The sequence below is a fragment of the Methanosarcina sp. UBA5 genome, assembly GCF_002505485.1.
Classification (GTDB): domain Archaea; phylum Halobacteriota; class Methanosarcinia; order Methanosarcinales; family Methanosarcinaceae; genus Methanosarcina.
The window spans coordinates 1-16,322 of record NZ_DAVG01000022.1; the positions used below are offsets into that span (position 1 = coordinate 1).

Genomic DNA, 16,322 nt, shown 5'->3' on the forward strand with positions numbered 1-16,322 from the left:
GCTCTTTTCTGAGTTTGTTTGTATTTTTGTGTTTTAACTTGTGTAACACTTTTTGGATCTTTAAGAGAATACATGTCCAAGTCTTCATACCAGGCAACGTTTTTATAGCCGGTTACCGATTTATATCTAGAATCCATTTATTGATCCCTTTTTCAAGCTAGTAAAACTCAAGGCTTATTAAGGAAGGTTACTTTCTTACACAAGGTCAAAAAAGTGTGAGTATCTTTTCATTTATCCTCAAAAAATTAGCAGGATGACTCTCATATGGTAATGGAAAAACTTGGAGACTCCTTACAGGGGGCGCTCAAGAAGCTGATCGGCGCGGGGCGAATTGATGAGCGCACGGTCAATGAAGTAGTAAAAGATATCCAGCGGGCTCTGCTCCAAGCCGACGTGAATGTAAAACTTGTCATGGGAATGTCCCAGAGAATCAAAGAGCGTGCAATGAAAGAAGACCCTCCTGCAGGCATGAACCCAAGGGAGCACGTAATCCGTATCGTATACCAGGAATTGATGGAAATTATCGGCAAGGGAGCTGAGATTCAGCTCAAGCCGCAGATTATAATGATGGTTGGGCTTCAGGGAAGCGGAAAAACTACCAGTACAGCAAAGCTCGCTCGCTACTTCCAGAGAAAAGGACTGAAAGCAGGAGTTGTCGCCGCAGATACCTTCCGCCCTGGCGCATATCACCAGCTTAAAACTCTCTGTGAAAAGCTCAATGTAGCTTTCTATGGAGAAGAAAACAATCCCGACGCCGTTGAAATTACCAGAAACGGGCTCAAAGCCTTGGAAAAATACGACGTAAAAATTGTGGATACCGCAGGCCGGCACGCCCTTGAATCTGAGCTGATAGATGAAATGGAACGGATCAATGCCGTTGCCAAGCCAAACCACAAATTCATGGTGCTGGATGCAGGTATAGGACAGCAGGCAAGCCAGCAGGCCCATGCCTTTAATGATTCTGTAGGAATTACAGGCGTTATCATAACGAAACTAGACGGAACTGCAAAAGGAGGCGGAGCCCTGTCTGCCGTTTCCGAAACAAAAGCCCCTATTGCCTTTATCGGCGTTGGGGAAACGCCGGAAGATTTTGAAAAATTCGAAGCTGACAGGTTCATTTCAAGGCTTCTTGGCATGGGAGACCTTAAAAGCCTGATGGAAAAGGCTGAAGAGACCCTTAGTGAGGAAGACGTAAATGTCGAAGCCCTGATGCAGGGACGATTCACCCTCAAGGATATGTACAAGCAGCTTGAAGCCATGAACAAGATGGGCCCTCTCAAACAAATTATGTCCATGCTGCCAATGGGATTGGGTGGAATGGGAGGCGTTAAGCTCTCGGATGAAATGTTCCAGGCTACAAGTGACAAGATGAAGAATTACAAGATAATCATGGATTCCATGACAGAAGACGAGATGGCTGATCCAAAACTAATAGGCGGTTCCCGGATCAAAAGGATTTCAAGAGGCTCGGGCTGCAGCCCTGAAGAAGTAAGAGAGCTTCTGAAATATCACAAAACCATGCAAACAGCTCTAAAAGGCTTTAGAGGCGGAAAATTCAATATTCAGAAAATGATGAAGAAAAAACTCGGGATGTAATTTATCCCGGAGTTCTTTTTTACATTATATAGCTTTTATTTCTCTTTTATAAATCACTAAATTTATGGAACATTTCCAAGTTCTTGAGATTAATATCAATAATTAGCGCCGACAACTAACACCGATCTTAATATTGATCGCAAACCTCAAGGAAGTTAGTAAGCAATTCTTCTCCTTTTTCGGTATGGGAAACCTCAGGATGCCACTGTACGCCGTAAATTGGTTTTGTCGGGTGGCGCATAGCTTCAATTTCACAGATATCAGAACGGGCAAGATGGATAAAACCTTCAGGCAGAATGGCAACCTCATCTGCATGGGAAGCCCACACTGTAGCCCTGGGTCCAAGTCCACGCAGAATATCATCTTCTTCGAGCACTTCTACCTCAACCTCTGCATACCCGCCTTTTTTCCCTGCATGAACGTGCCCTCCATATGCCAGAGCAATTGCCTGATGCCCAAGGCAGATTCCAAGAATAGGTAGATCGATTTCCCGGACATAATCGAAACATAAGCCTGCCCTATCCATTTCCGGCCCGCCGCTCAGGATCAGTCCGTCCGGTTCTTCTGCCAAGATATCCTCAATCGGCATTGTATTTGGAATTATTTTCGTATCCATGTCAAGGTCCCGAACAGCCCGGTGAATAAGATGGCAGAATTGTCCGTAATTATTAACAACAAGAATTTTCAGCTCTTTCATAATTCCTTCAGTTCCTGTTTTAGTATGATTGTATTTTCTAATGCTCTGAGTTTACTCTATTAGCCGGTCTTATCCTATTTTAATTCTTGTATGTTTCCGGAATTCAGAATTGAGAATTGTTTTCGTAGGCAGGAGGCTTCGAATCCAATCTTTATCTGATATATGTTTCTCTGATTTATGTTTCTCTCTCTAATCTGTATTTATCTGATCTGGGATGTTTTTTTCAATGGCACAGTTTATTCATAACAAAAAATTAACCTCCAAAGATGATCATTATGGGATATAGTTATACAGAAAAGTTCAAGAATATTCATTGATATTAGAGTGCATAACTTGTCTAGTAGCCAGTTGGAATAGCTTTAAATAGGTTTAATGTGCTAACGTGTCACATGCTAGCACATCGTTTTCAGATGAATATATCTAATGACAATTTGAGAGCATTTTGAGCTCGAAGGGGATTATAATGTCAGAAATAGGTAAAAAGATACGGATAGAAAGGCTGATGAACCGGGAAAGCAGAAATATTGTCATTATTCCCATGGACCATGGGATCTCAGACGGGCCTATTGATGGGCTTATCAATATCACAGATACAGTGAACAGAGTTGCCGAAGGAGGAGCAAACGCCGTCCTTATGCAGAAAGGAATGGTAAAATACGGGCACAGAGGATACGGCCATGATATAGGCCTTATCGTACATATCAGTGGTTCTTCTTCCCTGAGCCCGGACCCCAATGCCAAGGTACAGGTCTGTACAGTGGAAGAAGTAATTAAGATGGGAGCCGATGCTGTTTCCATGCATGTCAACATAGGCTCTCAAACCGAAGCTGACCAGATGGAACAGCTCGGAAAAATCTCCAGAGACTGTACAGAATGGGGTATGCCTCTTCTTGCTATGATGTACCCCCGAGGTAAAAAAATTACTAATCCGCATGATCCTGTAAATGTAGCACACGCTGCAAGGATCGGGGCCGAACTTGGGGCTGATGTTGTAAAAACCGTATACACCGGAGACCCTGATAGCTTCAGAGACGTTGTCAGAGGCTGCCCTGTGCCTGTAGTTATCGCAGGAGGGCCTAAAACCTCAACTGATAGAGAACTCCTGGAGATGATTGACGGGGCAATGGAAGCCGGAGCAAGAGGTGCTGCAATTGGAAGAAATGTTTTTCAGCATAAGGACCCTGTCAGGCTAACTCGGGCTATTTGCGAAATCGTGCATCATAGAAGGCCTGTAGAAGAAGCTCTCGAACAGCTGAAATGAGAGCTAGATATTGAAAAGCAAGACCAGAACCCGAAACAGAAATTAAAAAAGGGAAAAGGCCTGAGTAAAAACAGAAAATATACCGGGGTTGAAGCCTTTGAAGAAGAAAAGCGTGTGGATAAAAGCCGATGAAGGCGGATGGGAACAGCAGAAAGAAAGAATTACGACAGGCCTTGAATCAGGAGCCGACTGCGTGCTTGTAAACCCAGGAGATGTCGGAAAAGTCAGAGAACTTGGAAATATTCCAGTAGCAACCTTTGGCCGTGACAATAAATCCGGGGCTGAGATTATTGTTGTTGGGAAGAGAGGAGAAGGCGATGGGACGAAACCCTTACCCCTTGAAACTCAGGGTTCTCTTGACATAAACGCAGCAACTATTCTTAGGGATAAAGGAGTAGCCGTTGGCGGATATGTTATAATCAGGGACAAACGCTATGAGCATTTCGCAGCCGAAATGGGAAAAGTCTGCGACTTCCTGATTGTAACAGGCACAGACTGGAAGGTTATCCCTCTGGAAAACCTGATAGCTGAGCTTCAGCGTTATGACGTAAAAATTATTTTCGGGGTAAAGAGTGCTGAAGAAGCAAGACTGGCCTTCCAGACTCTTGAGACTGGAGCAGATGGTGTCCTTCTTGACAGTGGAAATATCCAGGAAATTAAAGATACCATCCAGGCTGCAAGGGAGTTGGAAAACGAAAGAACTGAGCTTGAGTCTGCAGTTGTAACTCGGGTCGAACCTCTTGGAATGGGAGACAGAGTATGTGTGGATACATGCAATCTCATGCAAAAGGGAGAAGGCATGCTCATAGGTTCTCAGGCAAGCGGGATGTTCCTTGTAAATTCCGAATCCGATGACAGTCCGTATGTGGCAGCCCGTCCATTCAGGGTAAACGCAGGTGCAGTTCACTCTTATATAAAAATAGGAGATAAAACCCGCTACCTCTCAGAACTTCGAACCGGAGATGCGGTAACTATAATAGATTCAAAAGGGAGACAGAGAGAAGGTTTTGTGGGCAGGGTCAAGATTGAAAGCCGTCCTCTTATGCTTATTGAAGCAAAAGTAGGAGATCGTACTTTGAGTGCAATCCTTCAAAACGCTGAAACCATCAAGCTGGTTGGAAAAGACGGAAATCCGATTTCAGTCGCCAAACTCAAGAAAGGTGATGAGATTCTGGTTCGCCTGGAGGAGGGAGCCAGGCATTTCGGTAAAAAAATAGAAGAGGCAATTATAGAGAAATAATTTCCTACAAAGATTCCTAAAAAGGAAAAATTGTCAGCAGAAAAGGAAAAACGGAAAAAGAAACGGTTATCAGCGGAAAAAGAAAAACCGGAGCAAGCAATGATTCATATTGGCCAGCTTGACCTTGAGAAAAAAGCTGCCGTTGTCGCAGTAATCCTTGAAAAGCCTCTTGAAACTTCAAGAAAGGCCGCCAAAATGGGGGCCGACCTTCTCGAAATCCGGCTGGATTTGCTTGGAATCAGGAACCTGGAAACAGCTGCAGAAACAATCCGAAAAATAAAATCCGAAACTGGACTTCCGGTAATTCTCACAAATCGCTCAAGTATGGAAGGAGGGAAATGGGAAGGAAAAGAGGCCGATAGAATCGAACTTCTTACAAATCTCGTTTCCCTGAAAGACGGACCAGATGCAGTAGACATCGAGCTCTCTTCCGGGAGAGAATCTAGAGATCGAGTGGTAAAAGCGGCAAAAGCCTGCGAAAAAACCGTAATCGTTTCTTCCCATGACTTTTTGAAGACTCCTGCTTTTGAGGAAATGAAAATTATTCTTCAAGAGGCATTTCTGGCAGGAGCGGATATTTCGAAACTTGCTGTTATGCCGCACTCGAGAATAGAGGTACTTGACCTGTTAAGAGTTACACTGGAAACGAGGGAGGAAGGCCGTGCTGTATGTACGATTGCCATGGGCAAGCTTGGAAAACATACAAGGGTAATTGCTCCTTTTTACGGTTCGGTACTGACATATGCAGCTATTGATAATACAGTTTCTGCCGCTCCCGGACAATTTCAGATAGATGAAGTAAAAAAGATAATGGAGCTGCTGGAGTGAAGCGAGTTTTTGGCGTATTTGGAGACCCTATAGCCCATTCCCTGTCTCCTGCAATGCATAATGCGGCTTTTTCAGCCCTTGGGATGGACTGTATCTATCATGCTTTTAGGGTGAAACCCGAAAAACTGGAAAAAGCAATTCTTGGGGCTGAAGCTATGGGGCTCGGAGGATTGAACCTGACAGTACCCTTAAAAGAGACAGCTTTGAAACTTGACTGCATAAAACCTGACCCACTGGCCGAAAGGATAGGAGCTGTAAACACTATAGTTTTTGGGGAAAACGGAGAAATAAAGGGATACAATACCGACGGATTAGGAGCAAAGCAGGCACTTCAGAATGCTGCAGTGGAAATAAAGGGGTCTAAAATTGTAGTTGCAGGAGCAGGCGGAGCAGCAAGAGCTATTGCTTTTCAGCTCGCAGCCGATGGCGCTGAAATCACAATAGTAAACCGGACCGAAGGAAGGGCAATTGAGCTTGCAAAAGATATCTCAGCCGCAGCTCTTTCTGGAGATGTAACGGGGAGAGGGCTCTCCGAATTAAAAGACCTGTTACAGGATACCGATGTCCTGATCAACACCACGACTCTTGGAATGCACCCGAATATAGATACAGCGATTGCCACAGCAGAAGATCTCCACCCTAGCCTTACTGTTTTTGATATTGTTTATAATCCCCTGGAAACCAGGCTCTTAAAAGAAGCAAAAGCATCAGGCGCAAAGACCGTGAGTGGAGTCTTAATGCTTGTCTATCAGGGAGCTGAAGCTTTCAGGCTCTGGACCGGAATCGAACCTCCAGTCGAACTTATGAAAAAAACGGTCCTGGAGGCTTTGCAGGCTTGAGTGCTAATCTGGAGCCAGGGAGTCAGGTCAACATGGATCAAAGCCCTGAAAAAACGAAGGTTCTGATCCTTGGCGGAACCGGTGAAATGGGACAGTGGTTTACCCGTTTTTTCAAAGAAAAAGGATACGAAGTTACAGTCTGGGGAAAAGGTGGAAAAACAGAGATTGCAAGGAAATTAGAAGTTCCTTTTGCCTCGGATCTCGAAGAAGCTATTCCGGTAAGTGACATAGTAATAGTCTCGGTGCCTATCAATGTAACTGAAGAGGCTATTGCGGAATTTGCCCCAAAAATGAAAGCTGGAAGTCTTCTTATGGACTTTACTTCCATTAAAGTAAAACCTGTGGAAGCTATGAAAAAATTCGCCCCTTTAGATGTGGAAATTCTCGGCACACACCCAATGTTCGGTCCAACAATTCCCACTATCAGAGGGCAAACTGTCATTCTCGTCCCTGTAAAGGGGCGTTCGGAGAAATGGTTCCCAGTAATAAGAGAGCTTTTTGAGGAAGGAGGGGCGCACGTTGAAATTACTACTGCGGCCGAACACGACAGGCTTGTTTCGGTTGTGCAGGGGCTTACCCACTTTGCCTATATTACTATAGGAACGACCATTGACAGATTAGATTTCGATATAAAAAAATCTCGAAAATTCGTAAGCCCGGTCTACGACATAATGCTGGACTTTGTAGGCAGGATTCTTGGTCAGAATCCCTATCTGTATGCCCTTATCCAGATGGAAAATCCCGGAGTTCTGGAGGTACATGACGCATTTATCAGTGAATGCGAAGAACTCTCAAGGCTGGTGCGAGCCCATGATGAAGAAGGCTTTGTGAAAAAAATGAAAGCTGCTGCTCAGAAGTACGGCGATACGGCTCACGCCCTGCGCAAATCGGACAAACTGATTAATTCCAGAATAACTGAATACGGGACCATTCTGAACTCTGTTGGAAAAATCTGTGGATTTTCGCATTTTTATTCCGGAAAAATCCATGTAGGCACCCTGGAAAAGGTAGGCCCGGATGAGATCGTTCTTACAAAGCTGGTTTCAAAAGGCACTTCCCCCCATATAAAAAATAAATTTGTAAAACTCAAGCTTGAAAATCTTCGCCTGCTTTCGGAATTCGAATTGTGGGAATGGAGAAAAGAAAACCTTGAGCATTCTACAAGGGATATTTCAGTCACTATCCCTGACGGGGCTGACCCTGTAGTTATCCTTAACGCTATAAATAGCAATAAACAACTTGCAGCCTGCGAAATAAGTGATATCTATAAAGGGATTAATCAGGGAGATCACAAAAGGACTAATCGGGGAGATTATAAAGGGGAAAATTATAAAGAATTTAACCGGATAGAAACTGAAAAAGAAAGAGAAGAAGCAAAAAGGCTCGGAGTTACTTACAGGATTACGGTTTTTGGGGATTGTGATGCTAATTCTGTCGAAGCCGATGTTACGTCTCTCCTTTGCGGTCTCGGGTGTAGAATAAGAGAGAAAAATCTGAAGTAGAAAGAAAAGTATGAAGCAGAAAGAAAATCTGAAGCAGAAAAGATGAAAAGAACTTTCTCCTTTAGAGTCCGCAGTATCTGTCATAATAAAGATAGAAAGTAATATAAACAATAAAAAAAAAGATAGTGTAATGTCCGGAGTTAGATGGAGAGTCTCTCTTTTATTTGTACTTATCACTCTTTCTATATTTTTTTCACTTTATATAAATAGTGATAGGTTTATGGAAGTCAGGGGAAATGAAACATATATACAAACCGGAGCTGGGGTTTCAAGCGGCGGTTCTATCTTAAATCTCACAAATAGGCTGGAAGCCGGTAACCATGAAGCGAGATTGAACGCTGCAGCTGAACTTGGGAAGCTCGGAGAGCCTGCGGCAAATAATCTTGTTGACAAAATCGAATCAAATAATTCGAGTTCAGAAGAAATAAACAGTTACATGCTTCTCGCGCTTCTTGAAACCGGAGATGACAGAGCAGAAAATATCCTTTCCGAAAGCTTTGAGAAAATTGAAGCTTCGAATAAAGCTGCAAACGAGAGTGCAGCTGAAGAACGGAAACAAGGGATCTCAGAAGATACCCTGCAGGCTATAGAAGCAAAAGATAAAGCCATAAGGAAATACATTGCAGATTCCATTGCTATGGACTCCGCCAGGACGGGAGACAGGGGAGAAACAAACGCTTTTGAGAGAGCTCTTAAATCAGAAATACAGAATTCAAGTATCTACGTTCCTTTTGCGCTTTCGGACTTTGGACCTGAAGAACCAGGAAGCGAAACCGAAAAACTTCTTGAAGCTCTTAAAAGCAATAAAGGAAGCATAAGAGTTGCAGCTATGATGGCTCTTGGAGAAATGAGAGAAAAAGCTGCAGTAGATCCCATAATTGGAATTCTGACGAGAGATTATCCGTCGGCAAAAGCCGGTGCAACAATTGCACTTGGAAAGATTGGGGACGAAAGGGCAGTAGAAGTTCTAAGAAAAGAAATGAAAGATGGCGATGACGAATACGTTAGAGGTGGCTCTGCAATTGCGCTAGGGAGGATAGGAGACGAAAGCTCAGTACCCTATCTTATAGATAGATTAAGAGACCAGAGAATCAAAGTAAGAAGTAGTGCAGCTCTTGCGATCGGAGAAATAGGAAACGAGGCCGCAGTAAAACCCCTAATAGAAATCCTGGAAACCGGGAAGGATTCAGCAGGGCAAAAAAAGAATTCCATGAACGCAAACGCTGATGTTCGAAAAAGCGCTGTCCTTGCCCTTGGAGAAATAGGGAGCACTAACGCTACTGAGACTTTAATTGGCATAATGACTGATAAAGAAGAGGAACTTGATGTCAGGACAGCAGCAGCTTCAGCCCTGGGGAATATAGAAGATCCCAAAGCTATAGAAGCACTTAAAAAGGTGCTTGATGACAAAAACACTGAAGTAAACATTAGAAATGCGGCTTTTCTTGCCCTTAGCAAAATTAAGGATCAGGAAACTGCAAGAATGCTTGTAGGTAAACTGGGAGATCAAGAGTTTGGGGCTATCGCCAGAAAAGCTCTTATAGAAATGGGAGAATTGGCTGTTGACCCACTAATTGAAAATTTGAAAACTGAAGATAAGAAACTCAAAGCTGAAACGGCTTTAATTTTAATTGAAATTGGAGACAAGAGAGTTATTCAGCCTCTTATTCTAGCTTATCAATAATTAAAAAGTGGAAAAGAAGGAGGCAGCTCAAAGCCTCCTTCTTTTTTATTCAGAGCTATTCAGAAATTTGGATTTGGTACTGCTTCTTTGCTATAAGGAGCAATTATTTTTAGATGCTTATATAAAATTGCTTTTTACTAAACAAGTTGCGAAAACTGAAGGTATTCTTGCTCAGGTAGCAACAGAATCCGGAATATTACTGGACTTTTATACAGGTTTTAAAAACAGCGAGATGTTATATTTAAAGGCCAAGGCTAGGTTTAAAACAAAGAACAATGCTTTCCTGTGAAGTTTCATGCTAGCCGTTAATTGCCTGACATTTTTCAACGATTGAAAAAAGGCAAAAATATGGAAAATGCTTAAAAGATATTTATGCCAGTTATGGAATTGATAGCTCTCAAAGACGTTTTCTGAAAGCTGAGACTAATTGCCAGCAGTGTATTGCTATCGAATGTTTGAAGACAAATTTTCCAATATATGTTCTTAAAAAGTATTTTTTTATAACATATTGTAATACTTAGTGATTTTTTTAGATATAAATAGTAAAGTAAAAATTAGATTAATGAATACTAATTATGGAGTTTCTTAAAGTTTCTCCAAAATTCCTTAGATTCATCACTTTTCGTTATCTAAGTCTATCTCTTATCAGACACCGCTCCCTAGCTAGAATGTTAACTCCCGAAAATTTGCTTTGCAAAAACTTACATAAGTTAATTGCAAAAAGCTAAATATATACTAAAGATGTATCAGGCCATTCATTTAAAGTGAAGGGAGATTCCTTATTTAAGAGAATTTCTACAGAAATTTAAAACTCCAAATTTCAAAATCAAATTGATATCGAATTTATGGAAACGGTATAAAATATGAATCTTTCAGTGCCTAAAATCGTACTGTTACTATTCACACTGACAATGATTGGAGTTGCTTCAGGAATCAGCGAAGGCAACAATGAAAACCCCAATGAAACAACTATTTTAGATATGAATGAGTCAGAAACTCAACAGGCTGTAGAGCCTCTGATACAGGCATTGGGAAATGACAATATAGACTCCAGAGAGGAAGCCAGATTTGCTCTGGAAGAAATGGGAGAAGAAGCTGTAGATCCTCTTATAGAAGTTATTGACTCCGAAAACCCGGAAATAAGGTGTGAAACCGCTCTGGCTCTTGGAAATATTGGTGGGCAAAAAGCAGAAAAAGCCATAATAAAGCTTTTGCAGGACGAAGACCCGAAGGTTAGAAGCAGTGCAGCTCTAGCTCTTGGTAATGCAAGAAGCCAGAGAGCAGAAAAAAAGCTAATACAGGCACTTTCAGACGAAGATGAAGGAGTGCGCTCCAATTCAGCCTGGGCTCTTGGGGAAATTGAAAAGGCAGGTTCTTCTTCAGAGGAAGATGACTGGGAAGGAACCTTATTCTCAGGAGGTGTAGAAAATGAGAAAATTGTTGAGGCCCTTTGCCTGAGTCTCGAAGATAATAACAGTGAGGTGAGATCCAGTGCAGCAGAAGCTCTAGGAAAACTTGGAGGAAAAAAAGCCGAAGAGTCTCTGATTCAGGCCCTTTCAGACGAGGACAGAAAAGTTCGAAGGAACGCTGTGGAAGCCCTCGGAAAGATAGGGAGTAAAAAAGCCACTGACCCCCTGATAAAAGCATTGAATGATGAAGACAGAGAGACAAGAAAGAAAGCCATTGTAGCTCTCGGAGAGCTCCGGGAAGAGAAAGCTACAGAAGCCCTGATTCAGGCCCTTTCGGACGAAGATAAGGAAGTACGCTGTACTGCAATTGTTGAATTAGGAGAGATTGGGGATCAGAGAGCAGAAAAAGCCCTGATAAATGCTCTTTCAGATGGAGACCCTGAAGTACGGAGCCTTGTCGTGGAAGCTCTTGGAAAAGTAGGAGAAGAAGAAGCAATAGGGGCTCTTGTCCAGCAGTTAAAAGATCCTGATAAAAAAGTAAGAAATATGACTGTAAAAACACTTGTAGAAACAGGAGACAGAAATACTAAACCGATTGTTCAGGCATTAAAAGATAAAAATAATGATGTTAAGCGGTATGCTGGTGATATTCTTGTTGGAATCGGAAAACCAGCAGTTGAGCCCCTTATAGAAGCTCTTTCAGATAATGATGCATATACAAGCAGTACAGCCGCCTGGGCTCTTGGAAAAATAGGAGACGAAAGGGCAATAGAGCCTCTTATTCAAAATCTTTCGGCTGAAAACGAAGAAACAAGACTGAGCTGTGCCAGAGCTCTGGTAGAAATAGGGGAACCTGCAGTTCCCGATTTGAGAAAATCTCTTGAGAACCAGAATAAGACTGTTAGAAAATATATTGTTTTCTCGCTTATTGAAATTGGAGACGAGAGAGCTGTCCCAGAACTTGCGGAACTGTTTAAGGAAAAAACAGAAAAAACAGACACTTCTACTGAATTTGAGGAAATCAAAAATAACGAAAAAAGAGACCAGCTTCTATTGAAAGCTGTCAAAGAAAAAGACGCAAACTTCCGAAATGAGGTTTCAAAAACCTTTGAAGAAACTGGGAAACAAGAAACAACCCCCCTCATCAATGCACTAGAAGCCGATCCCCAAAATATAAAAAAATATGAAGAGATTTGCGGAATAGATCCAAAGGATGAAAAAGCACAGGAGAAGCTTTTGAACGCGCTAAAGAATAAAGACAGTTATATGAGAGTTAGTTCTATATTTGCACTGGGGGGAATAGGAGATAAAAATTCAGTAGATCCTCTTATTGAAGTACTTGTAAAAGACTTAAATGAGACTAAAGCCTCTGCAGCCTTTTCTCTTGGAGAAATTGAAAGTGAAAAGGCAGTTGAATCCTTATCATCTGCCCTGAAAACGGATAAATATGACAACGTGAAAGAGTGTTGTGCAATCTCCCTCGGAAAAATAGGAGATCAAAGGGCAGTAGAGCCCCTTATCATGGCTTTGAACGACAACAATTCAGTAAAGAGTTGTGCAGCCCTTGCTCTGGGAGAAATTGGAAACCCGAGGGCTGTTGAGCCCCTGATCCAGATGCTATCTAATGGAGATCCAGAAGTAAGACGAAGCGCAGCTCTGGCTCTGGGGGCAATAGGGGACCAAAAAGCAGTGAAATCTTTAACTGTGGCACTACAAGATGGAAACGAAAATGTGAGAATCGCTTCAGTATGGGCCCTTGGAAATATAGGTGATGCCACAGCTGTGGACGTGCTCAATGGTGCTGCAGCAGATGGAAATGAAACATTCAGGTGCACTGCTTTAGAAGCTCTGGGAAAAATGAACAACCCAAAAGCAATTGGAACTCTTAAAAAAGCTCTTAAGGATGACAACTCCAGAATTCGGGTCTCTGCTATTACTGCTTTAGGAAAGATGAAAGATGAAAAAGCAACTGAAACTCTTGTCAGAGCTTTAGGGGACAATAACAAAGAAGTAAGAGACTGCGCTTCAAAGATCCTTGTTGACAGAAAAGAAGAAGCAGTGGAACCTCTTATAAGAGACCTAAGTAATGAAAATAAGAATATCAGGGAGAGCTCCGCGTTCCTGCTAATTGAAATTGGAGATGAGAGGGCAATAGAACCTCTCACTAATTACCTGAAGGCAAATACCAGAGCTCAACCTGAAATTCAAGAAAACAAAACTTAAACCAGACGGATAAGATCTTCGAGTGCAGCTTTTGGGTTTGTGGCTTTCACAATTCCAGACGCCAGAAGCACGCCTTGAGAACCAAGGTCAATGGCTGCCCTGAGATCTTCACCTTTGGAAATCCCGGCTCCGCAGAGTACCTTTACCTGGGAATTAATTTTCGCAACCGCCTCAACCGAACCGCTAACAACTTCAGGGTCAGCTTTTGAAACCGGGATTCCGCTTCCTATAAGTTCAGGGGGCTCGATTGCAACATAATCTGGACCCAGGGCTGCGGCTGCTGCAGTTGTTGGGATATTGTTAGTGCAGATAATTGACCTGAGCCCGAATTCCTTTGCAGTCTTCAGCGACGCCTCGATCTCTGCAAGGGTCAGACGCCTTTCAGAGTGATTGATTAGAGTCCCTACAGCACCTGCCTCTTTTATGGATTTTCCGAAAACGTGGCCTGTGAAACTTCCTGCTCCTATCCCATCCAGATGCTGGGAAAAGACCGGAAGCTCAACTTCCGAGGCTACCCTGTAAATATCCGGAAGCTGCGGGGCTACTGCTATCTCGATACCTGACTCTTCGGACACGGCTTTACAGGCCTTTGCAATTTCCACTGCTCCCTGACCCGTACCCTGTAAATAAGTCTTATAGTTCAATACAATGAATGGTAAACCCAAAAAATCCCCTCTTGAAAAGTAAAAAGAAATGGAAAGCGCTAATTCCGACGCTTTCTCTGTATGTTTATGTTTCTGCCGAAAGCACTGTATGGTTTTACCCTTTAACAGTAGGTTTTTAGCAGTAGGTTTTCGGCAACCGTTTTTCGGGATATTCTTAAACCTGCTTAGAAGTCAGTCATGACCCTGAACTGGTCAATTTCCGGTTTGTTAAGGCTGCTGATAAACTGCTCGGCAACTTCCCTGACGTCTTTTGCGTTGGTAATCGCACGTCCGACCACAAGAATGTCAGCACCCTGACTGAGAGCCACAGGTACCTTGTCAAGACGGACCCCGCCTGCAACAGCAACCAGAGTTTTTGGAGCAACCTTCTTGATCTCGGCGATATTGCCCCAGGCGTGTTCAGTGGCCTCAATATCGATTCCACGGTGGAGTTCAATGACATCAGGCATGACCTTGAGCTGTTTTAAGACCGAAACCGGATCGCGCTGATTAAGCGTGTCCATGACTGCATAGATGCCTGTCTTATGAGCTTCCTCGATAAGCTTGTCAATAGTTCTGATCGGAGCAAGGGCAGAGACCACAATAGCGTCTCCTGCAGCATCAGCAACCATTCTTGCTTCAAGGTTTCCGGTATCCAGAGTCTTGAGGTCAGCTACTATGAAAGCATCGGGCCTGACCTCTCTGATCTTTGAAATGACATCCATACCATAACGTTTGATAAGAGGAGTGCCTGCTTCTATAATAACGTGATCACTTTTAGGAATCTGGGAGATGGCAGATTGAGCAAATTCGATGTCAGGATTGTCAAAAGCAACCTGCAGGTAGGGTGGGTCCCAGAGCCTTATGACCTTGAATCCCATGATAGCATGAGTAGACTTGTTGCTTTCCTCAAGAACTGTGTTAATGTCTGGAAAGCCTTCAAGAGCACGCTTGATTGCGAGTTTTGTGGCTCCGTAATTATACCTGTATATCTTGTTGTAATCCTGGGCATCAGGATGGATAAAGACACTGGCTACAATGACAATTTCTTCAACCTGGTCCTTAGAGATTACGCCTTCTTCGACTGAGTCTGCTACTGCCTTTGCAACGGCTGACTGAGCAGGTCCGAAAATTTTTCCTGCCTGATCCATATTTTTTACTGTAACCTTCGGGATAATGAGAGTCGAAGGTTTTGGAGGCAAATTGGGCCTGATAACGGACAGGAGCGGAGTATGTCCAACTGAAAGCTGGGTCAGACCATTTGCAAAAGCCTGCCCTACGGGCCCTCCCTTGTCTCCTATCATCAAATCAACGTGGGCAAGTTCTGCACCCTGCCCCATTAAAGCTTCTCCTATTTGAAACATATTTGACCTCGTAAAATGTGATAAATGATATGATCCTGAGTATTGATAACAGTGTGGATACCGTATACTTGGAATTTACTACGTATACTTGGAATTTACTATCAACTAAGGATACGAATAACCCTTTTGCCTGCTAAATGCCAGCCTTATATAAATAATCTCGTATCGTCCCGCAGGTTTTTTTCCGCACCCCTGATAGAGTCACAGAGAGTCACAGAGTTCGATTTTGGAGTTTGATTTTGAAATTTCCGGGACCACAGAAAACTCGCTATTAAAGAATAATTTTAGGACAGATATCATCAAGAGCACATGTTTTGCACCTGGGAGAAATAGGCCGGCAGGTATTCTGCCCTAATTTTACAAGCAGGAGATTTATATATCTCCAATATTTCTGTGGAAAAATCTTTTTTAATTCGAGTTCAGTTTCCTCAGGAGTTTTCGTCTCTACCAGACCTAGCCTGTTGGAAATCCTGTGAACATGAGTATCCACGGCAAGGGCATCCTTAAGGAAAGCATGTGCAAGCACACAGTTAGCAGTCTTTCTGCCGACTCCAGGCAGTTCGAGAAGAGCTTCCATATCGTCAGGAACCCTTCCATCATATTTCTCCAGAAGAAGTCTGGAAATTTCCTTTATTCTTCCTGCTTTAACCCTGTAAAAGCCCACATCTTTTATAAGAGTTTCAATCTCGCTAACATCAGCTCTCACCATTTCTTCAGGCGTCGAAAATCTCTCAAAAAGCTTGCTAGCTGCAGAGTAGGTCACGTCATCCCGGGTTCTATGGGACATCACAGTGGAAATTAACGCAAAAAAAGGATCTGTAAAGCCATCGTTAGAAGCTTCAGGATAGAGTTTGAAGAGTCTCTGCATTAGTTTATCGATGTCCATGTTCAGAAATCAGTCTTCTCTAATATAAAATTAAGGTTCAAGTTTGAATCTGAGTCAAAGTAAGCTCCAAATACACTTCAGGAGAGTAAGGAAATTAGAATTCTGGAAAAAAGTCGGTTTATAAAGGGAAGCCAAGATCCGGATTCGAA

The 16,322-nt window shown here is 42.8% G+C and carries 13 protein-coding genes; 9 read left to right on the top strand and 4 right to left on the bottom strand.

Annotated features, from left to right (window positions below; genetic code table 11):
- The first annotated feature begins 264 nt into the window (after positions 1 to 264).
- On the top strand, positions 265 to 1,596 hold the full coding sequence (locus BP621_RS02130) for a signal recognition particle protein Srp54 (RefSeq protein ID WP_292387714.1): 1,332 nt from the start codon (positions 265 to 267) through the stop codon (positions 1,594 to 1,596).
- Positions 1,597 to 1,723: 127 nt separating this feature from the next.
- Here the strand turns inward: BP621_RS02130 and BP621_RS02135 are convergent, their stop codons facing one another.
- Positions 1,724 to 2,293, bottom strand: coding sequence for a GMP synthase subunit A (locus BP621_RS02135; protein ID WP_292387715.1), 570 nt, complete (start codon positions 2,291 to 2,293; stop codon positions 1,724 to 1,726).
- Between the two features lie 463 nt (positions 2,294 to 2,756).
- Between BP621_RS02135 and BP621_RS02140 the strand changes: the two genes are divergently transcribed.
- From BP621_RS02140 to BP621_RS02175, 8 genes are all read left to right on the top strand, one after another.
- The gene (locus BP621_RS02140) at positions 2,757 to 3,554 is read left to right on the top strand and encodes a 2-amino-3,7-dideoxy-D-threo-hept-6-ulosonate synthase (RefSeq protein ID WP_292387716.1); all 798 of its coding nucleotides are present in this window, start codon (positions 2,757 to 2,759) and stop codon (positions 3,552 to 3,554) included.
- 97 nt (positions 3,555 to 3,651) lie between these two features.
- Positions 3,652 to 4,794, top strand: coding sequence for a 3-dehydroquinate synthase II (locus BP621_RS02145; RefSeq protein WP_292387717.1), 1,143 nt, complete (start codon positions 3,652 to 3,654; stop codon positions 4,792 to 4,794).
- Positions 4,795 to 4,893: 99 nt separating this feature from the next.
- On the top strand, positions 4,894 to 5,622 hold the full coding sequence (gene aroD, locus BP621_RS02150) for a type I 3-dehydroquinate dehydratase (RefSeq protein WP_292387728.1): 729 nt from the start codon (positions 4,894 to 4,896) through the stop codon (positions 5,620 to 5,622).
- The gene (locus tag BP621_RS02155) at positions 5,619 to 6,461 is read left to right on the top strand and encodes a shikimate dehydrogenase (RefSeq protein ID WP_292387718.1); all 843 of its coding nucleotides are present in this window, start codon (positions 5,619 to 5,621) and stop codon (positions 6,459 to 6,461) included. Before aroD ends, BP621_RS02155 begins: the two co-directional genes overlap by 4 nt.
- Before the next feature lie 32 nt (positions 6,462 to 6,493).
- Positions 6,494 to 7,963, top strand: coding sequence for a prephenate dehydrogenase (locus BP621_RS02160; protein ID WP_292387729.1), 1,470 nt, complete (start codon positions 6,494 to 6,496; stop codon positions 7,961 to 7,963).
- 220 nt (positions 7,964 to 8,183) lie between these two features.
- Positions 8,184 to 9,647, top strand: a complete 1,464-nt coding sequence (locus BP621_RS02165) for a HEAT repeat domain-containing protein (protein WP_292387719.1) — start codon at positions 8,184 to 8,186, stop codon at positions 9,645 to 9,647.
- A gap of 7 nt (positions 9,648 to 9,654) precedes the next feature.
- On the top strand, positions 9,655 to 9,936 hold the full coding sequence (locus BP621_RS02170; protein ID WP_292387720.1) for a hypothetical protein: 282 nt from the start codon (positions 9,655 to 9,657) through the stop codon (positions 9,934 to 9,936).
- A 574-nt stretch (positions 9,937 to 10,510) separates the two neighbouring features.
- Positions 10,511 to 13,279 (top strand): HEAT repeat domain-containing protein, encoded by a 2,769-nt coding sequence (locus BP621_RS02175; RefSeq protein WP_292387721.1) that lies wholly within the window; start codon positions 10,511 to 10,513, stop codon positions 13,277 to 13,279.
- Here BP621_RS02175 and tpiA read toward each other — a convergent pair.
- The 3 genes from tpiA to BP621_RS02190 form a co-directional block, all read right to left on the bottom strand.
- On the bottom strand, positions 13,276 to 13,944 hold the full coding sequence (gene tpiA, locus BP621_RS02180) for a triose-phosphate isomerase (protein WP_292387722.1): 669 nt from the start codon (positions 13,942 to 13,944) through the stop codon (positions 13,276 to 13,278). The two genes, BP621_RS02175 and tpiA, sit on opposite strands and share 4 nt — an antisense overlap.
- Before the next feature lie 164 nt (positions 13,945 to 14,108).
- Positions 14,109 to 15,287 (bottom strand): bifunctional 5,6,7,8-tetrahydromethanopterin hydro-lyase/3-hexulose-6-phosphate synthase, encoded by a 1,179-nt coding sequence (locus tag BP621_RS02185; RefSeq protein ID WP_292387723.1) that lies wholly within the window; start codon positions 15,285 to 15,287, stop codon positions 14,109 to 14,111.
- Between the two features lie 271 nt (positions 15,288 to 15,558).
- Positions 15,559 to 16,173: an endonuclease III domain-containing protein gene (locus BP621_RS02190; RefSeq protein ID WP_292387724.1), complete on the bottom strand. Its 615-nt coding sequence runs from the start codon at positions 16,171 to 16,173 to the stop codon at positions 15,559 to 15,561.
- Positions 16,174 to 16,322: the final 149 nt, after the last annotated feature.